The organism is Psychrobacter sp. YGAH215, assembly GCF_007280595.1.
GTDB classification, from domain to species: domain Bacteria; phylum Pseudomonadota; class Gammaproteobacteria; order Pseudomonadales; family Moraxellaceae; genus Psychrobacter; species Psychrobacter faecalis.
In genome coordinates, this window is sequence record NZ_VKLR01000023.1 from 1 (window position 1) to 18929 (window position 18929).

At 42.9% G+C, this 18929-nt stretch carries 18 protein-coding genes and 1 riboswitch; of the genes, 11 read left to right on the forward strand and 7 right to left on the reverse strand.

What is annotated here, in order from left to right; translation table 11 throughout:
- Window positions 1-268 precede the first annotated feature (268 nt).
- The 4 genes from FOR85_RS09895 to serB all read right to left on the reverse strand — a co-directional run bounded on the left by FOR85_RS09895 (window position 269) and on the right by serB (window position 3952).
- Window positions 269-775 (reverse strand): SCP2 sterol-binding domain-containing protein, encoded by a 507-nt coding sequence (locus FOR85_RS09895; RefSeq protein ID WP_068403625.1) that lies wholly within the window; start codon window positions 773-775, stop codon window positions 269-271.
- Between the two features lie 211 nt (window positions 776-986).
- Window positions 987-1376 (reverse strand): AciT family ciprofloxacin tolerance protein, encoded by a 390-nt coding sequence (gene aciT, locus FOR85_RS09900; RefSeq protein ID WP_144297799.1) that lies wholly within the window; start codon window positions 1374-1376, stop codon window positions 987-989.
- 239 nt (window positions 1377-1615) lie between these two features.
- Window positions 1616-2626, reverse strand: a complete 1011-nt coding sequence (locus FOR85_RS09905) for a DUF368 domain-containing protein (protein WP_144297800.1) — start codon at window positions 2624-2626, stop codon at window positions 1616-1618.
- 138 nt (window positions 2627-2764) lie between these two features.
- Window positions 2765-3952: a phosphoserine phosphatase SerB gene (serB, locus tag FOR85_RS09910; RefSeq protein ID WP_144297801.1), complete on the reverse strand. Its 1188-nt coding sequence runs from the start codon at window positions 3950-3952 to the stop codon at window positions 2765-2767.
- A 511-nt stretch (window positions 3953-4463) separates the two neighbouring features.
- Between serB and FOR85_RS09915 the strand changes: the two genes are divergently transcribed.
- The 6 genes from FOR85_RS09915 (at window position 4464) to FOR85_RS09940 (ending at window position 9624) form a co-directional block, all read left to right on the forward strand.
- A complete protein-coding gene (locus FOR85_RS09915) occupies window positions 4464-5990 on the forward strand; it encodes a hypothetical protein (protein WP_144297802.1) in 1527 nt (508 codons plus the stop codon).
- Between the two features lie 189 nt (window positions 5991-6179).
- The gene (locus FOR85_RS09920) at window positions 6180-6416 is read left to right on the forward strand and encodes a PA3496 family putative envelope integrity protein (RefSeq protein ID WP_068403618.1); all 237 of its coding nucleotides are present in this window, start codon (window positions 6180-6182) and stop codon (window positions 6414-6416) included.
- Window positions 6417-6667: 251 nt separating this feature from the next.
- Window positions 6668-7225, forward strand: a complete 558-nt coding sequence (locus tag FOR85_RS09925) for a UPF0149 family protein (RefSeq protein WP_068403615.1) — start codon at window positions 6668-6670, stop codon at window positions 7223-7225.
- A gap of 91 nt (window positions 7226-7316) precedes the next feature.
- Complete coding sequence (locus FOR85_RS09930) at window positions 7317-7787, forward strand: YbjQ family protein (RefSeq protein ID WP_144297803.1); 471 nt, start codon at window positions 7317-7319, stop codon at window positions 7785-7787.
- Between the two features lie 48 nt (window positions 7788-7835).
- Window positions 7836-8324 carry a YbjQ family protein gene (locus FOR85_RS09935; RefSeq protein WP_102077720.1) on the forward strand — a complete coding sequence of 163 codons (489 nt, stop codon included), beginning with the start codon at window positions 7836-7838 and terminating at the stop codon, window positions 8322-8324.
- 376 nt (window positions 8325-8700) lie between these two features.
- Window positions 8701-9624: a bile acid:sodium symporter family protein gene (locus tag FOR85_RS09940; protein WP_144297804.1), complete on the forward strand. Its 924-nt coding sequence runs from the start codon at window positions 8701-8703 to the stop codon at window positions 9622-9624.
- 266 nt (window positions 9625-9890) lie between these two features.
- Here the strand turns inward: FOR85_RS09940 and FOR85_RS09945 are convergent, their stop codons facing one another.
- Window positions 9891-10997, reverse strand: coding sequence for a formate/nitrite transporter family protein (locus FOR85_RS09945; protein ID WP_144297805.1), 1107 nt, complete (start codon window positions 10995-10997; stop codon window positions 9891-9893).
- 320 nt (window positions 10998-11317) lie between these two features.
- Here FOR85_RS09945 and FOR85_RS09950 point away from each other — a divergent pair, with 320 nt between their 5' ends.
- From FOR85_RS09950 to FOR85_RS09960, 3 genes are all read left to right on the forward strand, one after another.
- Window positions 11318-14287, forward strand: a complete 2970-nt coding sequence (locus FOR85_RS09950; protein ID WP_144297806.1) for a valine--tRNA ligase — start codon at window positions 11318-11320, stop codon at window positions 14285-14287.
- A 243-nt stretch (window positions 14288-14530) separates the two neighbouring features.
- Window positions 14531-15232 carry a caspase family protein gene (locus tag FOR85_RS09955; protein WP_144297807.1) on the forward strand — a complete coding sequence of 234 codons (702 nt, stop codon included), beginning with the start codon at window positions 14531-14533 and terminating at the stop codon, window positions 15230-15232.
- A gap of 4 nt (window positions 15233-15236) precedes the next feature.
- Window positions 15237-15884 carry a hypothetical protein gene (locus FOR85_RS09960; protein WP_144297808.1) on the forward strand — a complete coding sequence of 216 codons (648 nt, stop codon included), beginning with the start codon at window positions 15237-15239 and terminating at the stop codon, window positions 15882-15884.
- A 415-nt stretch (window positions 15885-16299) separates the two neighbouring features.
- Here FOR85_RS09960 and FOR85_RS09965 read toward each other — a convergent pair whose 3' ends face one another.
- Entirely contained in the window at window positions 16300-16836 is a 537-nt protein-coding gene (locus tag FOR85_RS09965; RefSeq protein WP_190295543.1) for an ABC transporter substrate-binding protein, read from the reverse strand.
- Window positions 16796-17197 carry an ABC transporter substrate-binding protein gene (locus FOR85_RS09970; RefSeq protein WP_144297810.1) on the reverse strand — a complete coding sequence of 134 codons (402 nt, stop codon included), beginning with the start codon at window positions 17195-17197 and terminating at the stop codon, window positions 16796-16798. The genes FOR85_RS09965 and FOR85_RS09970 overlap by 41 nt, the downstream gene beginning before the upstream one ends.
- A gap of 151 nt (window positions 17198-17348) precedes the next feature.
- Window positions 17349-17466: riboswitch (TPP riboswitch) on the reverse strand.
- 449 nt (window positions 17467-17915) lie between these two features.
- Here FOR85_RS09970 and FOR85_RS09975 point away from each other — a divergent pair.
- Together FOR85_RS09975 and FOR85_RS09980 are read left to right on the forward strand one after the other, a co-directional pair.
- Window positions 17916-18335 carry a YbaN family protein gene (locus FOR85_RS09975; protein WP_144297811.1) on the forward strand — a complete coding sequence of 140 codons (420 nt, stop codon included), beginning with the start codon at window positions 17916-17918 and terminating at the stop codon, window positions 18333-18335.
- A gap of 287 nt (window positions 18336-18622) precedes the next feature.
- Entirely contained in the window at window positions 18623-18832 is a 210-nt protein-coding gene (locus FOR85_RS09980) for a cold-shock protein (RefSeq protein WP_068403593.1), read from the forward strand.
- Window positions 18833-18929: the final 97 nt, after the last annotated feature.

Genomic DNA, 18929 nt, shown 5'->3' on the forward strand with positions numbered 1-18929 from the left:
TAAAAACTTTGATGCTAGCGCATCTAGGTCTTTTTTTCACCTCACATTTGGTATTGCACTTCATTTGTTAATCTAAGAAATTAATAGCGATTAGTTAAATTAAGAAAAATTGAGTAACCTTGGGTTTATGCCTTTGTTAAAGTGTAGACAAAATAATTTAGGCAATAAAAAAAGGTTGCCGTATAGTATACCGCAACCTTTTTAGAAAATCAGAATAGTGCTAAGTAGCTCGTTAAAGGTTAGTCAGCTACTTAATTAGGTGACGCAATTATTTACCCAACTTGTGCTTAGCAACGCCGATCCAATGATTGGCAAACTGCTGCGCTTTATAGGCGTAAGGCTTGGCTTGTTGAATATAAGGTTTGTACTGTTCTGGCACCGCTGGCACGATATGTTTGGCAAGCTTATTGAACCACATCATGAGGCTATAGTCGCCCTCGATGCTCAAATTGCCTTCTTGCACGGCAGTCATAAAAGCGGGCAGGCTGCCTTTGGTCAATAGCTTAACGCCAGTCATCGAGTCTTTAAAATTAATCGTCAAATCAGCGTCTTTGGCATGACCGCTATGTTGACTAAATTGACCATTATCAAAGCTATAGTAACGCGCAATATCAGCGTCAGTGCTGGCAAGCTCGATAGTGACTTTGCGATCAGCAAACAGCGCTTTAACGTCTTCATCTTCGCTATCAGCGAGCATCGATAAACGATAACCAATCACCGCTAATAACACATCTAATGGGTCAGACTTAATATCTAATACAGGAACAGTAAACATAATCGAACTCCTAAACAACCTAAAGAATGAGAAATGAAACGCAAAATAATGCGTACTTTATAACAATTTTTATGACAAATATATAATTAGATTATAAACGATTGAACAGATAATAAGTTTCCATTCTTTAGGGTTTACGTAGAGTGCCTTAAGTATCTTGTAACATTCGATGACAGCCGTATGATAGGGACAAGCTTAGTAAATGACTGAATTAGTAAAAGCGCGGTTGATAGTCATCATCATAAACGGGCGTGTGTTCAATATAGCGGGCGGCTTGTAGCTCGCGCTGCTGATGTACAGTGCGGCTGACGTCTTCGTAACGCAAAGCTCTATAGAGTACCCAACCTATCAAAGGCAACCAGCTAATACCCATCGCGACCACATAATTGTGCCATTCTGATAGTACCGACCAATAACTTAATAAGCTATAAATGGCTTCAACCGCCAACCAATACGCCATGCCACCAAACAGATACCACAGTAACCAACGCTGCGCTGATAAAGCCAGCGCAAGGACCAAGCCCATTAGCAGTCCAGTACCCAATATGGCACCTGCGCCCCATGTCTCACTGGCAAAAGTAGAAAATATGGTTAATAACATTGTTCATCTCGCTCTTTATCAGGTGAATTCCAACAGGGTCATTATGGAAGTTTGCGAGCTAAAGCTAAAGAGGCTAGCGACGACTTTGCGACAACAGCTGACGTTTGATTTTTTTAAACGATATTAAGGAAATACTGTGCAAATTCTGCCATTATTGCCAAGAAAATTACCAGCAAAAAAAGCGCCACAATCATGGGCGCTTTTTTGGAATCAAAGTGTTTTTTGAGGTCCATTTAACTTTAAGGACGAACGCCGCGGCGCCCCCACCATGATAGAGCGGTTACCAACACGGCTCCTAACAGCATCAAGCCTAACGTAGTTAGCCAATGAGCACCAGTAGGATACTGCCATGGCATGACATTGTTGATGGCATCGCTATTTAACGTACCGAGCGCATCGGTTTTCCATGGCCATACTTTCACCAGCGAGCCGGCGATAAAGCCTGTCAGCAAAGCAAGGGTTGCTTGATAATAGCGTGATAGCAACCATTTGAGCATACGCGTAAATAATAATAATCCCGTTGCCATGCCAGCTATGACGGTAAAAATAATACTAAAGTTTAGCGTATGCACCGCTTCGAGTACGGTGTCATAAGCGCCCATCAACAATAATATAAATGAGCCTGAGATACCGGGTAATATCATCGCACAGATGGCAATCGCACCTGCAAGGAACAAATAAGGTAAGCTTGGCGCGGTGGTCAATAACGGCAAGCTACTGATGACAACCGCGCTACCAGCCCCTAGCAAAAACAATACCACCCGTCCTATATTCCAGCGGGTAATCTCAGTCAATAAGATAAAGACTGTTGCCACCACCAAACCAAAAAAGAACGACCAAATCAGTAAAGGCTGATGGTCGAGTAAATGCTTAATAAATCCAGCTAACGTAGCAAAACTGGTGGCGATACCAAGTAGCAAGCACACCAAAAAAGTGGCATCGACTTGCTTCCATACGGCGACCAAGCCTTTAAGCCCGCCTTGTTGACGAAATATTTGCCAAAGATGAGGACCGACGCTACTCAAAGCATTAATCAAGCGCTCGTAAATCCCTGCAATTAGAGCAATCGTACCGCCAGAAACACCGGGTACAATGTCTGCTGCACCCATCGCAATGCCTTTGGCATAGACGCCAAATAGCTGCTTTGGACTGTCATTATAAATAGGGGTGCTTTCTTGAGTTAAAGGCGCATTATCTAGATGATGAGAGGATGACGGCGCATCTGGCCGCGGTGATTGTGATGCCGTCATGGACAGTCCTTTTTTATTTAACAAGATGAAAGTAAGATGAATAGGGTAAAAGAGATGTAGATATAAAAAAGCTTCAACCATAAAAGCTAGGCTAAAGACAAATCCTTAACCTAGCTAATTTTTTAGAATGGTTAAGCGTTATTTAGTACGGGCAAAGGCTGGATAGCCAAGCGCATAAAGCACGCCTTCAAGCCCTGTGACATTGACGGCAGCGTCCGCACGCGCTTGAACGATGGGTTTGGCATTAAACGCCACGCCCAAATCCGCTAGCGCCATCATCGGTAAGTCATTGGCACCATCGCCGACGCAAACCACTTGCGACATATCAATACCCAAGCGCTCGGCGGTATGTTCAGCAATCGCCGCTTTTTTGGCGCCATTAATAATCGGCAGTTGCACATGACCGGTCACTTCGCCGTCTTCGATATCTAGCGCATTGGCGTGCACTTCATCGATGCCTAGTTGCTCAGCGATATAACGGGCAAAATAGGTAAAGCCGCCTGAGACCAAGACCGTATGATAACCCAGAGCTTTAAGGGCGCTGATAGTGGTCAGCGCGCCTGTTGATAAGGTTAAACGGCTACAAATATCATCGAGCACATCGGTCGATATGCCTTTTAATAAGGCCACGCGCTGTGCAAAGGATTCATCAAAATCCATCTCACCGCGCATCGCCGCTTCGGTAATGGCTGCAACTTGCTCGCCAATCCCTGCAGTTTTTGCCAGCTCAACGATGACTTCTTGCTCAATCAAGGTCGAATCCATATCAAAACAGGCCAGCTTATGGGTACGTAGCATATGACCGACCGACAAGATATGACAGTCGACCACATCTAAATGCTCGCTACCTATGGCAGTTTGCGAGTTTTTATAGTCTTCAATTAATTCGTGGCGCAGACGGGTGGTCAATTGGTCATCGATAATGTGCGCCGCTGCTGTCTTTTTAGCAGGGTGCATGAGAGTATCGGTGACGGGCACCAGCAGATAGCGGAACACTTGCACATCAATAAACGAGCGCTTGGCAAATGGCTGCGTGGTATCTATATCAGCAATCTCAATATCGACAAAATTGGCGTCGGCGTCTTCTGCGACAGTGACCAAGTGCCAGTTTGGCTGCTCATCGACCCAAGACTGCACATATTGATGAATATCGAGCGAAGATACATGCGTCGGCAATACCACAATCAAGGCAAACACGGGCAAGGATTGTAGCGCATCAAAATCATGTAGATTTGTGCCTTCAGGCAATAATGAGGCTACAGAATCGACCGCTTGTTGCCAAGCTTTGCTGTCTTTTGGTAACGAGTAAGATGTATTTTTTTGCATCGCTCAATTGTCCCTTGTATGCTGATATAAGATTGGGAATAATAGCAGCTTTAGTAGGCAGCGCCTATAGATGAGGTACAAAGTCTCACAGTCTGATAAAAACGCTTAGCATACCCAATTAACAGGCCTAAAAAGCGCCGCCGCATAGAAGAAAATTCTTACAATAAATTTATGCGATTCGCTAACGCCATAACCCTTACTATGATGATATAGTAGAGAAAATAAGCGCTCGATTTGTCGGTAAATGTATGAACCAAACATAATTGCACAACAAAACTGCTGTACGATGGCAAGGTCTTATCAATAGCATTGGTTTCAGTGTCATCTGTTTAGGTGCTATTTGTTTAAGTGCTATGCGTTTAAATACTGCAATACTATTGATTGATTGAGTGGCGGCGCTAGTAAATTAAGCAAAAAACAAATAGACAAATTAAGAGCGGCATACACTTCTAGAAAATGAGCCTTAGCCTCGTTTTTTTACTTCCATTTATCCAAAAAAGTTTACCATATCATGACGTATTTAGCGCCGCGGCAAGGGTTGTTTGCCATTATTCTTCTGGTTAGTTTTTGTTTGCAGACCCTATTATTGGTCATCAGTACCGATCAGCAGCTGAGCAATAGCCGTGCCCAAAAGGGCGAGCAAATGGTCGCTCAGCTCATCGATGAAGCGCGCTTATCTTTAGAAAATAAAGACCGCGTCAGCCTTAGCGTCATAGCCAATCGTTATACCAGCGAGCAGGACGTCACGCGCATTTTGATTAAAGACAATAATGGTGATGTCTTGGTGCCAGTCGGTAATGCACCGATGCAGCAAGGCGATACCATTAGCCAAATTGCCACCAAAGGCGATGCAGTCATCGGTAGCGTGGCCTTGACGCTCAAAGACATTAGCAAGGGTGAGATTATTGCCATGCAGTGGCCGTTTGTGATTGGCTCGATGCTGCTGCATTTATTGCTATGGCTGATTTATGGTTATATTGCGCGCCCAACCAAAGAGCAAATCAATGCGCTAAGCCGCGCTATTCAAGATTTGCATCGCGAGCAGTACAGACAGATTGATCAGCGCGAATTTGCGCGCGGTTATGAGCGCAACCTTGAGCGTGGCGATGAAACAGAAGGTGTGTCAACAGAATCCGCTAGTGCAGCCGCCAATGCCGCGGCTACCAGCCACAATCCAAATGCTGATAAATCAGACCTACCGCGTAAACTCGATATTCATAGTGCGGTCAATCAATACGTTAGAGGGCAGCAAGGTCAAAATCTTGAGCTTGATGCGACGCATGACACCACTGCACATGCTATGAGTAACGATGGGGCGGACAATCTAAAAGACCAAGTGACTGCTGGCAAAGATAACAATCATGACAGCCATAAGCCTAATGGCTCTAATGGCTCTAATGGCTCTAATGGTATGGCTCGGCTGTCTGCCAACCGGCCATTTGATAGTGTCAGCGTCCAGATAGTCTTTCATGATGAGTTCAATATGCTCGAGCGCTTAGCGCCGTCGCAGCGCCTGCCTTATTTGGCATTATGTACGCAGTTATTAAATCAAGCGGTGACCGAATTACTGAAGCAGCCATTATTGCTTGGGGTGAGCGCGATTAATGAGCCACACTTTGATGAAAGCGGCGCTTATGTGATGCTAAAGGCAGATAATAGCCATGCCAAAGTAGCATTGGCAGGGGTGATGCTCGCTAAGCTGTATCTCATGCTCAATAAAATTATCCACGATAAGCATATCGAGCTATCTAGATTTGCCTTACCAGCGAAAGCGGGTGTCAGTGACAATGCGCAAGTTGAGGCGATGAGTCATTTATTAGAGAGCGTCGGTAAAAAAGAGCAGATGCTTATTTTGCTACCAAATGCGGGCATTAAACAAATCAATCATCATGTGCAGCTCCAAAGCGTCATGCGCCCAACGACCGTTTATGAGCGCGAATGTGCGATATTCGATGGCGGTAATGATGCCATGATTCAGCGGCTGGCTGATGTACGTAATGCGGTATTGATGATTGAAGAGACAGAAGAGCAGGGGTAAATTTGTCACTTTAGACGTCAGTGAATCTATACAATTGCCTGTAAGATAAATGCTTGTGCGCTTATTAGCTTTGAGCATAACGTTGTCATAGTGATAAAAAGGATTGACAACGCTTGGGAGAGACTTTATAAGGCATATATATATTTATGTATTTTTAATACCTTTGCCGAAAAACGATAGGAGTTTGTCATGAGTGACGCTGATATTGATGACGATTTTGATGACGATTTTGTCGATGATGACGACGCCAAGATGGTGGAAGAGGCCGAAACCAGTGTGCGTACGCGCTTAAGCAGCCTTGAGAAACGCCGTTTGATTGATAACCTACTAGAAGAAAAACGTCTAGAAAAAGAGCTCAAAGACGATCTTGATGACATCGATAATTTTGATGAAGATGGCGATGACTGGGATGATGACGATATTTAACCCGTTATTTCTGTTTTAAGTTTGCCGCTTGATAATCAGGAAAAGTAGAGATAATGGCTATGTGTTAGCCGAAAGTTGTTAACTGGTTACACAGATAAGCAATCATCATGTTAAGTATATTGTGCTAAGCTGATTGTCAGAGGTTTTTAATAATATTAAATTGTTAAAAATGATGCTGCAATCAGCTCTTTTTATGTTGCCATACTCATGTATGGCGTACGCCGTAATCTAGCCGCCAAGGACTCCCTGCTATGAATAACCCACTCAGTTTCGATGAATTATTAGACTATTTGGACAATGATGAGAGCCAGTTCGTGCTTGATAGTGTTGCCACCCATGGTTTTTTGACCGCGACAGTTATTGGTCGTCCGTTGCCAAATTGGCTAGATGCGCTATTTGAAGGTCACGTCAGTGACATTCCTGCAAATGTGATTGACGGTATTCAGCGCTGGCGCGACTCGATTATGGCTGAGCTAAAAAACGAGACGCCGATCGAGCTACCCTTTGGTGAAGATGCGGGTGATGAAGAAGTGGCGGTCGATTTTTCAGAAGAGTCTGATATTGTTGCTTGGTCGATTGGTTTTGTCGATGCGATGTATGGCGATGAAGCCAGTGACTGGTTTGAAGATGAAGAAACGGCAGAAGATGTGGCGGTCTTAACCTTACCGATGATTGTGCTAAGCGGTATCGATGATGAAGATCCTGAGCTTGCCGAAATGCGCGCTGATGAAGATAAAATGGCGCAAATGGCCAATAGCATCGAAGGCAATTTAACCGAGCTGTTTTTATTGTTTCATACCAATGACTAGGATGGTTTGTTTCAACAATATTGATTGTTTATTATTCAGTGAAACCATACATATTCATTGAACCCATATAAGTCACTGATAAGGCTGTAGCATGACTGTGCAACTTTCCAACCTTGAGCACTTACCCAACTACCAGATTACCGAGCGCTTGGACGTTGTTTACGGTAGTACTGTGCGCTCAAAGCACGTGGGCAAAGACTTATTTGCTGGGCTAAAAAATATCGTTGGTGGTGAGCTGACGGCCTATACCGAGCTGTTAGAAGAGTCACGCCAAGAAGCGATCGATCGTATGGTCATCAAAGCAGAGGCCTTGGGTGCTGATGCTGTGGTAGGTCTGCGGTTTTCGACCTCTAGCATTGCCCAAGGCGCTTCTGAGCTGTTTGTCTATGGTACCGCGGTTAAAGCCGTGCCCATGCCGCAGCAGTCCGTCTCTTCGCCGTCATCTCATCAACCGCCCAGCAATCCTTCTGGTCCTACAGGTTTGCAAAATCACGACCAAGCAGCGCCGCAAAACCCCAACGTCGCCGCTGATGATTTGCCACGTTTCAATCCTTTTGGTTAATTAACCAGTAAAAAAAGCAGCAATGCTTTTTGACGCTCGAGACGGTCCATGAATAATTCTCTCACCCAAATGCTCATCAACTACGCGCCGCTTCTGGTACTGTTTGTGGTCGGCTGGTTTTTTGGCTCACGGCATGAGCGTCAGCACTTGGCACAATTAAAAATCGCTGAAAAAGAGCTTGGTCATATTGTCGTCTCGACCGAGCGCTTTTATGTACCCAAATTGGATGCTCATACTGAGGGTGAATTGGTACTTGGCAGCGTGGTGATTGCGCAAGATTATTTTAAAATGGTCATTGCTCGCGTTTTAAGTATCTTTGGTAAAAATCTTACCACTTATGAAACTTTGCTTGATCGCGCGCGCCGTGAAGCCGCCGTACGTATGCGTAGCCAAGCGCAGGCGAAAGGCTATAATCATATTTATGGCCTGCGTTTTGAAGTCAGTAATGTCAATCAGTTGGGCAGTATGGTCGAAGCCATTGCCTATGGTACCGCCGTCCATAGTTGTGAGAATTCTGATAAAGCCTCGATCCTTTAAAGTCATTTAACCCTAACCATATTAAACATTCTGGCAAGTCCTCTTATTTACTCTGACTAAAACCCTTTCTATTTCTACTCTATTCCCACATTTTACACTTGACTGATGAGTCGCTGAATAAAGCAAATATGTATGACATTTGCGCTATATACTCGCTATATGTTTTGCTGACTTTTATGCTATAAGCACTCTCATGAAAGCTATAGTGAGTGAAAAGTAATATCGATATATCAGCAATTCAGTATAACAATGAGTGATGGCCGTTGATGTTAAGCGTTAGCTGCTATTAACCAGCCTTAGCAAGGAATGCTAAGCAGGTATCACTTAATCATTAGCAGTTGATCTAGGAATAGGTCACATTTACAGGGATGTCATTATGGAAAGTTTGGCGCTAGTTACTTTAGTAAACTCAGTTATTATTCCTATTTGCTTGTTTTTAATCATGATGGGCATGGGCTTGACCCTCGTCACCAATGATTTTAAACGGGTGCTAAAATACCCCAAGGCTGTGGGTATAGGCTTGACCAATCAGCTGATACTACTGCCAATCATCGGCTTTGCCTTAGCCAATATCATGCCATTACGCCCAGAGTATGCCGTTGGCGTTATGCTGCTTGTGCTGTGTCCGGGCGGCACTACCTCAAACTTATTTACTTATTTGGCCAAAGGTGATGTGGCGCTGTCGGTGACGATGACCGCAATTGCCAGCGTTATCACGGTATTTACCATTCCAATTGTACTGAGCTTTTCGTTGATTTATTTTATGGGCAGCGGTAGTGCGTTTGAATTGCCCGTATTAAAAACGGTGCTTACTTTGGTGCTGCTAACGATTGTGCCTATTAGTATCGGCATGCTGATTAAGCGTTACGCGCCAAGAGTTGCCGATCGCTCACAAGTCTATGTGTCTCGCTTTGGCGTGCTGTTTTTAACATTTTTAGTGCTATTTTTGAGCTATGTGCAACGCGATATCATCGTCGATGCCTTTATCGCTACCGGCCCTGTGTCGATAATATTGAACCTTTTAACCATGGCGCTTGGCTATTATAGTAGCAAATGGTTTGGTCTAAACTTGGCGCAAAGAACGTCGGTCACGTTAGAAGTCGGGCTCCAAAACAGTACTTTATCGATATTTATGGCGTTGACACTATTATCAAACTACGATATGTCGATGATGCCAGCCATCTATACCTTGGTAATGTTCTTAACGGCAGGGATTTTGGTACGCATATTTAGCGCGCGACACAATAAACTGAGAAAATCTGAAATAGAAAGCAGTGTATTAGCCGCGCGCATGCTTTAACGCTAATGATTTAGACAGACGTTAAGCATCTATAGCCAATTCAATATAAAAGTGGTTCATTTAAAATAGCGCTCTGCTGGAATAAATTTTCCTCGCTTGCTGTGTGCTTCGCACTCCAGAGGCTTCGAAAAATTTATTCTAGCAGTCCTATAACATTTCTAAATGGAATTTACTATATATCACTCGTTCATAAAATCCCATAACAGGTTTAAATGCTTAAAATCTGTCATGGGAAATTAGCTTAAGGATTTTACTGCTAATTATTGTTAATAAGGTCGGCGGGTATTTATACGGCTGTTTATATTATTTTCTTCATCTGCTTTATCTGTGGCAGTTTCTTCTTTGACTTTAGCAATATCAAACAAGAAGGTACGGTTTTTTAGTACCGCGACAAATACCACCCCGCCAACGGTATTGCCAACCAATATCACCGCTAAAAATAGCAAATAGCGCGCTAAGCTGACGGTATTGCCATAAAGCAAAGCAGAAAATATCTCGATATTACCGACGATACTATGATGCAAACCTAAAAAGCCAATACTGCCCGTAATCAAGGTCACTAAAACAATGCGACTAAGGGTATCGCGCGCCGAGGTCACAAGCCAGGCGGTAACGCCCATCATCCAGCCTGCCAAGATGGCGCTACCAAATATCACCCACCATCTAAACCCTAAGATATGCTCGGCATAGGCATCGATGTCACTGACGCTAAACAGCTGCATATTTAAACCTAGTCCGATCATCAAAGCGGCAAATAAACAGCCACCAATGACGTTACCGGCGATGACAATGCCCCAAAGGCGTAGCAACTTATGTAAGGGTTCGATTTTGTTGAGAACGGGCAGGCTCAGCAGTGAGGTTTGTTCGGTAAATAAAAGTGATTGACCGATGACGACAATAATAAAGCCAATCGGATAAAATAGGGAAGCGAGGACGATCGCGTAATGACTGGGGAGCACGCCACTCAAAAGCGCAAAAGCAGATAAAATCATAAAGAAGCTGATACCAATCTCAAGCCCTGCGGTAAAAGCACTGGTAAATAACGAGCCAAGCGAGCGCTCAAAGGTTTCTCTGGCATCCATCACCTGCTCAACCAAGATACTGGCATAGCTTTTTGCTTGGCTGAAATTATCATCGTTGGCGACTTTTTTGATGGTCTCTTTGTCTTCTTCGCTAATATCCTCAGAGAAATCTTCGTCCTCTAAGTTTTCTGCGGTATCGGAGTCGCTCTGCGCCTCAGTATCGCCTTCTACTTTATCTTCAACGCTGTTTTCTTCAGCAGCTATAGAGCGTACATCCTCTCTTTTTTCAGCTTTAAAGTGGCTGCTATTGCTACTATTATTGTTATCGTTGTGCTCGCCATCTTTAGACACGGTCGGCTCGCTATTTATCAGATTATTATTTTAGGATAAAGACGCCATTTATCATGCTATACGATAGCTATATAAGTTCTCGCATGACCCATATTTTATAACACGACTAGGATTTATTTTGTGGGAAGTTCAGCTGATTGCGGTTGTTTATTGGTATTTGCTGGTGTTAGTGGCGCAATGACGCGCTGTAAGGCTGATTAATTACCTTAGCATCTAACAAAATCTGCCCATCTGCGTTAAAATCACTCTATTAATTACTTTCCCTATTTTTCGATAACTTTGTTTGACCACCTTCATTTTTAATAAAAGACCATTCTATTATGAGTACTCCTAATACCCCTGACTATCCCAAGAGCAACACCAAAACCAACCTGACCCAATCGATTCAGGCCGCCTTAAGCCAATTAGAGAACGCCTACAATCCAAGCGATGTCGAAGCAGGCATGTATCAAGGCTGGGAAGATAGCGGTTATTTTAAGCCAAGTTTTGATAAAGACGAGTCATTTTCTATTGCCTTGCCGCCACCAAACGTCACCGGTTCACTGCATATGGGTCATGGCTTTAACAATGCCATCATGGATGCGCTGACCCGTTATCATCGCATGGATGGTGATAATACCCTTTGGCAACCGGGCACCGATCACGCCGGTATCGCCACCCAAATGGTCGTTGAGCGTCGTTTGGAGGCGCAAGGTTTGAAGCGCCGTGATATGACGCGCGAAGATTTCATCGATAAAGTGTGGGAGTGGAAAGAAGAGTCGGGCGGCAATATCACCACGCAGATTCGCCGCCTTGGTAGCTCGGTTGATTGGTCGCGAGAGCGCTTTACCATGGACGATGGTTTATCCAATGCGGTCAAAGAAGTGTTCGTTCGTCTATATGATGATGGGCTTATTTATCGTGGAAAGCGTTTGGTCAACTGGGATCCAAAATTTCAAACCGCGCTATCAGATTTAGAAGTTGAAAACGTCGATGAAAAGGGCAGCTTGTGGCATTTCCGCTACCATTTCACCGATAAAGACTTAACGACCCAAGATGGTAAAAACTATCTGGTCGTCGCCACCACGCGCCCTGAAACCTTGCTTGGTGATACTGCCGTTGCCGTCAATCCAAAGGACGAGCGTTACGCGCATTTGATTGGCAAAACCATTACCTTGCCAATCACTGGTCGCATTGTTCCTATCGTTGCCGATGATTATGTTGATATCGAATTTGGTACCGGCTGCGTAAAAATTACCCCAGCCCATGATTTTAACGATTATGAATTGGGTCGTCGTCATAATTTACCATTGATTAATATCCTTGATGAGCGCGCTAACATTTTGCCAGCGATGGAAGTTTATCCTGACCTACAAACACGTGAGCCAACATTAGAAACCACGCCAAGTGAATATGCAGGACTTGAGCGTTTCGCGGCGCGTAAATTCCTTGTTGAGCAAGCGGGCGAGCAGGGCTGGCTAGAGGATATCGAAGACTACGCACTCAAAGCCCCACGTGCTGAGCGTGGCGGCACCATTGTTGAGCCATGGTTGACCGATCAATGGTACGTAGCAGTGAGTAAGCTTGCCAAACCCGCGATTGATGCGGTAGAAGATGGCCGAATTGAGTTCGTTCCTGCGCAATATAAAAATATGTATATGGCGTGGATGACGGACTTGCAGGACTGGTGTATCAGCCGTCAGCTATGGTGGGGACACCGCATTCCTGCATGGTATGACGACGCGAATGGCGAGATTTATGTTGCCCGTGATGAAGCGGAAGTTCGCACTAAATATAATCTAAGCGACGATGTTAAATTGCGCCAAGACGATGATGTGCTTGATACCTGGTTTAGCTCGGGTTTGTGGACGTTTAGTACGCTTGACTGGGCAGACCCGAACGCTGATCCGCGCGTACTAAAAACCTTTCACCCAACCAGCGTGTTGGTGACTGGCTTTGACATTATCTTCTTTTGGGTCGCACGCATGATCATGATGACTATGCATTTTGTGAAAAACGAAGACGGCACGCCGCAAGTACCGTTTAAGACTGTTTATGTGCATGGTCTGGTTCGTGATGGTAACGGTCAGAAAATGTCCAAATCTAAAGGTAACGTCTTAGATCCTATCGACTTGATTGATGGTATTGATCTGGAAGCGCTGGTAGAAAAACGTACCAGCAATATGATGAATCCAAAAGACGCGGCAAAGATTGAGAAGCAAACCCGAAAAGAGTTCCCAGAAGGTATCCCAGCTTACGGTACCGATGCGCTGCGCTTTACCTTTACCTCCCTTGCCAGTACTGGTCGCGATATCAACTTTGATCTAAAACGTGTCGAGGGCTATCGTAACTTCTGTAATAAAATCTGGAACGCCAGCCGCTTTGTACTGATGAATTGTGTCGATAAAGAGGGTAATGCGCAAGCGATTGACCAAGCGGCCAACATGGCTGTTTGGGAATTACCAGAAAAATGGATCATGAGTCGTCTAAACTCGACGATTAGTAATATCCATCAGCATTTTTCCCAGTATCGCCTCGATATGGTCAGCCATGATATTTATGAATTTATCTGGAATGAATACTGTGATTGGTATGTTGAGCTTGCCAAAGCCAGCCTCAATGATGACTCGGTATCAAGCGAGCGTAAAGCGCAAATCCGCTATGTGCTGCTGCATGTGCTTGAGACCGCGCTACGCTTTAGCCATCCAATCATGCCGTATTTGACCGAGCAAATCTGGCAGACGGTGGCACCGCTATTGGGTCGTAAAAACACCGACAGCATCGTCGTTGCTGACTATCCACAAACCGATACTGCGCAAATCAGTGAGCAAACTGAGGCTGATATGGCGTGGCTTCAAGAGCTTATCGCCAGCGTGCGTAATATCCGTGGTGAGATGAAACTCGGTAATGCGGTACGCTTGCCAGTACTGCTACAAAATATCTCTGCTGATGAAGATGCGCGCCTATCACGCATCAAAAATCAGTTTAAAGCGCTTGCCAAAGTCGAGAGCTTAGAAATCGTCAAAGAAGGCGATGATGTGCCATTATCATCATCGAGTATGATTGGTCAGCTGCGCGTCCTTGTACCCATGAAAGGACTGATTGATCCAACGGCTGAGCTTGCACGTTTGGGCAAGTCATATGATAAGCTGAAAGGTCAAGCCGAAGGTATCGCCCGCAAGCTTGGTAATGAAGGCTTTGTCAGTAAAGCGCCTGCGGAAGTGGTCGATGCTGAGAAAGCGAAACTGGCTGAGCTAGAAGGTCAGATTAAGGCTATGGCGGGGCAGATGGAGGAGCTTAAAGCGTTGTAAAAAAAGCGTAAATATCTATAGTAATAAAGAACGCTGTCACAATTGTGATGGCGTTTTTTATTGCCTACTGCTTAGTTCTTTACATAGCCCTTAGTTTTACAATATAGCTAGATATTTGTGTGCTATTATACATTTTGTTGTATATAGTCTTCTCTACTGAGGCAGATATTGTTATGCCAGTGTTTCAGAAAGAATAATAAAAAGTCATTAAACTATGCTTTAATCGTTTTTTAAGGAAAATTTATGAAAATAAAGGCTGTATTAATTGGGTGTGCAGGGGAAGGTGATGACTACTTACCGGGCGTCAGTAAAGACATTCAAGGAATGTATGACTATTTGCTAAGCGATAGAGGAGGGCAATGGAAATCTAATGAAATAGTTAAGCTAGAAACTAAGTTCAAATCTCGTATAGAAAATTTAATAAATGAAATAAGATCAGAGGAAAATGACTTTGTCTTGTTCTATTTTGCTGGACATGGTTCATACAGTCATTTACTAGGACGCAAATTTTATGTAGATGACGAGGATTTCTTTACTCAGCAGGACATTGGTGTGTTTTCAGAAAAACAAATTTGTATTTTTGATACTTGTGCTAATTTTGAACGTAGTATTACTGAAAAATTTGAGTTTGGTGTAGAAAGTAGAACTTACGATAGCATGGGATATCATCGAAATAAATATTTAGCTTGGATAAATCAATGTCCTTCGCAAAAAGTAAGTTTATATGCTTGCTCTGAAGATGAGTCTTCTGGAGAGTCTGAGCAAGGTGGAGATTTTACCCAAGCTCTGATTAGTTCTGCAATACATTCTAATGAAGACTTATCTATTCTCGAAGCTTTTGAGCTTGCAAAGCCAAAAGTAGTTAGAAGTAGTCAAAATGAACAAAATCCAGCATACAATATAAGACCTAGAAGTGGTAAAAAATTACCTTTTAGCGTTGCATAATATTATGTTAGATAACTCGTTCCAAGAACTTATTTTAAGCATTCCATCTTATGAATTTGGCTTAAAAGATGGAGTGTTACTCATTACTTTATTTTTTAATGCTTATGCCTTTTGGTTAAATAGAAATACCACTGTAAGAAGTAATGTTCTACAGAAATTATCAGACTTACAAAAAATATCAATCTCTAATCCATATGTAGAGGACTGTAATTTTACAAAATACTGGTCTGAGTTTTGCTTTTTTTATGTAGATAAAGAGAGTAGTTTTAGAATTAAAAAAAATAAGGTATATGAAAGATTTCTTATTTATGAACAGTACTGTGAAATGGTATTCAATTTTGTTAATACAGAGTTTAATGAAAAGCACGGAAACCTAAAAAAATTAAATAAAGAGATAGATTTTGAAGGGTGGGTTGTTGCTCATAGAGATTGGTGGGAAAAGTCGCTCTATTCGGAGTTTTATGGAGATGGTTATACAAAAGATTTCTGTAACGTTATTAAATACTGGATGAACAAAGATCGGTTAGAGAACTTTCAAAATACTAAATCTGAAAAGATAGTTAAATTTTTTATGAACAGATATTTTAGTAGAATACTCTTATTCAATAAATTTTTCGATATAAACGACTATATTAAAAGAAAATTTAGTTAATAGCATTAAAGGTTTGCTATTAATTATTATCATATAAATACAAACTTTAGCTAGAACTTGTTGACGATTTGCAAATAGAGCTGTCGAAGATGAACTACTTCTGACTTTTAATTTTTATAACTTATTCTTTAGCTTGCCTGATGTATAAAGACAGTTACAGTACACATAATATGTTGCAGTGGTCTTTTAACATCAGTAATTAGTCTATTATTTCTAAAGGAATAACACGCTAACGTAAGGAACACCATAAACCACCTCACTGTCGGACAACGCGCGCCTTTAAGCAACCTTGCTATTGACGATATCGTACCCATCACGCTCAAATTCACTCGCCAAAGTCCGATAGAGATGGACATCAGCTGATTAGTATTAGTTTAACTTTGCTCTCATTTAAAGTAACAAAAATAGCTTACTTCTACAGCGCCCACAGCGACTGGTACTGCTCATCAGTCAACATCACGATATCGATTTCGGCTAGCATCTCGCGCAGTTCTTGCCATTTATTGGCATCAGGTGTGATTGGTGTGATCAATCTGCTCAGCGTATTATCAATAATGGCATCCATCAGCGCGTCCGCCTCAGTTTTACTATAGTTGTAATACATATGGTGGGCAGTCTCTGGATCATTTTTACACAGCTCAGTCATCTGGTTGGTCACTTGGATAAAGGTATCTATCGCGTCTTTTTTCGCGTTATAGATATCCTCAGTCGTGAGGATTTCTAACGCCGAAAAGTTCGGATAAGGTGACAGATGCTGATCCATAAACGTAAAGTCCAACCCTTCATGCGTCGCTTCAACGCCTTCAAAGTTATAAAAGCACAGCCATGCACCATCGAGGTTTGGGTCTTCTTGCAGGTTTTTTATATGGTAGAAGTCTTTTTGTACAAAGGTCACATTATCACGGCTGATACTAAAGCCGTTTTTCTTGGCATAGCGGGCTAATATCTCCAAAGCCAATGCGATTGGTTTTTTCTTCAGCCGCTGGGGTACAAACGCGAATCGGTTGATTGTTCTTGAGCTTATCCATGCTGGATTGCTGCATCAATATGCCGCCATCGGTCTCAAAAAAACAGCCAAGCGCACGCAAATTAGGCGCGTAATGCTCAAACAGATGAATTGGCTCATTCACATGCAGATCGATGCTTTGATTTTGCAATTCAGCAAAGCCATCATAGTGGTCATCAGGCTCAATGATGGTGATATCTAGCCCTGCTTGCTCATACGCGCCTGTGGTCACACCCGCGATAAAGGGCAGGTGATCAGGGTTTAAAAACCATTCGAGGGTCAGAGTAAGTTTGGTGGTTGACTGCATGGTTGTTTCCTTCTTAATGATAGAAAACAATCAGACTGATGCTGTTTAAATAAAACAAAAAAGGCAAAACAAGAAAGGAAAAATCTCAAAGTCAGATACGCCATCAGATCAGCGAATCAGATAGAGATTTCTCTTATTTATAGACTGCTTAGGGTCTGTCATGCTTGTTTCCTACGTCAGTGCTAACTGCTTCAGGTTCACGGGTGTGTCTCAGCGATGGTTTTAACAATCGTTACAAGGTTAAAAGCAAAGCACCCCGACAAGATTGAGTGGTGCTGCATTATTTTTGATCAGTATTGCTCATGAATCCGTACTGCTAATGACTATTATCGATAGCTACTGCATCATCATAGACGACTTGTAAGCGGTGATGCAAGCGTATCAGGAATGACAATGAAAGGTGATGACTGACGCTCGTTAACCGTCCTTTATAACAGTTCTCATTTGTGACGGCTTTTTATAAGCGCTTTCAATCTTATAGGCGCTTTCAATCGACGTGTTAATAGAAGAGCGCACTATCTGTAATTGGTACTTACCCAATCACTAACCAAACATACCGATTGATAGCAAAACCCTCATAAAAATAGTCTTGTAGCATATCTCCTCATACGGCATCCTTAGTGAGTTCTATAAGCCGCCGTCTTTGTCATAAATTTGCCGGCCAAAACCTGATTATCTGACACTATCCAACGATATCCACTATCCAACGACATCCTTTATGAGCCAAAAAAAGCACTTCTACTACCGCCCAAAGACCAATCAACACAATAGCCCAGCGGTGCGTTGGGCATTTTTGATATTTGGCTGGATATTTTTTGTCTTGGGAATTATCGGTGCATTATTACCGGTGATACCGACCGCGCCTTTTATATTGCTGGCAGCAGGTTGCTGGGCGCGTAGCTCACGACGCTTTCACTTTTGGCTGATTAATCACAAATATTTTGGTAAATACGTCCGTGATTGGGAAGAGCGCCGTGCCGTACCGCTATATGCGAAGTGGTTAGCAACGATTATGATGACACTATCAACGGCGATGTTATTTTATCGCTTGCCAGCCGATACGCTATGGGTAGCATGGCTCGTTACAGTGGTATGTAGTAGCGTCGCAATATATTTATTCCGTTTGCCAAATGCCTAAATATATTGAGTAAATGCTTAAAATCTTTGCCAAATACCTAAAAATAAAGCAAATAAGGTCAAAAAATAGCCAATAATTGCGCTTTGTTACACTAAAGATAAGATAAGGCTTGCGATACTGCGCTAGGCCACCTATAATACCTCCAAGCTTAAGAGCAGTTCTGCACCAAATCATTACCTCGTAGTATTAGTTATAATCCTTCGTTTTAATATTTATCGTTCAGTAGCTATTTGCAAGCGTTATCGGCCAATTAGGCCAAAAATAAATTAAATATCAGGGTTATGACTATGTCAGACGTTCAAAAAGGTACAGTTAAGTGGTTCAACGAAGCTAAAGGCTTTGGTTTCATCGCTCCAGAAAACGGCGCAGACGTTTTTGCTCATTACAGCGAAATCACTGGTTCAGGTTTCAAAACTTTGGCTGAAGGCCAAGAAGTTGAGTTCACTGTAACTCAAGGCCAAAAAGGCCCACAAGCACATAACATCGTTGCTATCTAATCCGTCTTTCTAGACAATTAGAGCAAGATGAGTAAAAAACGAGCCTTAGGGTTCGTTTTTTTTCGCCTATTATTTATGTTTATTGCTTTTGATAAAT

What these genes read in the sequence shown, in the direction of transcription:
- aciT (WP_144297799.1), bottom strand. Translation starts at nt 1,376, where the DNA reads ATGTTATTAACCATATTTTCTACTTTTGCCAGTGAGACATGGGGCGCA.
- FOR85_RS09950 (WP_144297806.1), top strand. Translation starts at nt 11,318, where the DNA reads ATGAGTACTCCTAATACCCCTGACTATCCCAAGAGCAACACCAAAACC.
- FOR85_RS09920 (WP_068403618.1), top strand. Translation starts at nt 6,180, where the DNA reads ATGAGTGACGCTGATATTGATGACGATTTTGATGACGATTTTGTCGAT.
- FOR85_RS09905 (WP_144297800.1), bottom strand. Translation starts at nt 2,626, where the DNA reads ATGACGGCATCACAATCACCGCGGCCAGATGCGCCGTCATCCTCTCAT.
- serB (WP_144297801.1), bottom strand. Translation starts at nt 3,952, where the DNA reads ATGCAAAAAAATACATCTTACTCGTTACCAAAAGACAGCAAAGCTTGG.
- FOR85_RS09970 (WP_144297810.1), bottom strand. Translation starts at nt 17,197, where the DNA reads ATGCAGTCAACCACCAAACTTACTCTGACCCTCGAATGGTTTTTAAAC.
- FOR85_RS09895 (WP_068403625.1), bottom strand. Translation starts at nt 775, where the DNA reads ATGTTTACTGTTCCTGTATTAGATATTAAGTCTGACCCATTAGATGTG.
- FOR85_RS09925 (WP_068403615.1), top strand. Translation starts at nt 6,668, where the DNA reads ATGAATAACCCACTCAGTTTCGATGAATTATTAGACTATTTGGACAAT.
- FOR85_RS09960 (WP_144297808.1), top strand. Translation starts at nt 15,237, where the DNA reads ATGTTAGATAACTCGTTCCAAGAACTTATTTTAAGCATTCCATCTTAT.
- FOR85_RS09915 (WP_144297802.1), top strand. Translation starts at nt 4,464, where the DNA reads ATGACGTATTTAGCGCCGCGGCAAGGGTTGTTTGCCATTATTCTTCTG.
- FOR85_RS09940 (WP_144297804.1), top strand. Translation starts at nt 8,701, where the DNA reads ATGGAAAGTTTGGCGCTAGTTACTTTAGTAAACTCAGTTATTATTCCT.
- FOR85_RS09955 (WP_144297807.1), top strand. Translation starts at nt 14,531, where the DNA reads ATGAAAATAAAGGCTGTATTAATTGGGTGTGCAGGGGAAGGTGATGAC.
- FOR85_RS09935 (WP_102077720.1), top strand. Translation starts at nt 7,836, where the DNA reads ATGAATAATTCTCTCACCCAAATGCTCATCAACTACGCGCCGCTTCTG.
- FOR85_RS09930 (WP_144297803.1), top strand. Translation starts at nt 7,317, where the DNA reads ATGACTGTGCAACTTTCCAACCTTGAGCACTTACCCAACTACCAGATT.
- FOR85_RS09980 (WP_068403593.1), top strand. Translation starts at nt 18,623, where the DNA reads ATGTCAGACGTTCAAAAAGGTACAGTTAAGTGGTTCAACGAAGCTAAA.
- FOR85_RS09975 (WP_144297811.1), top strand. Translation starts at nt 17,916, where the DNA reads ATGAGCCAAAAAAAGCACTTCTACTACCGCCCAAAGACCAATCAACAC.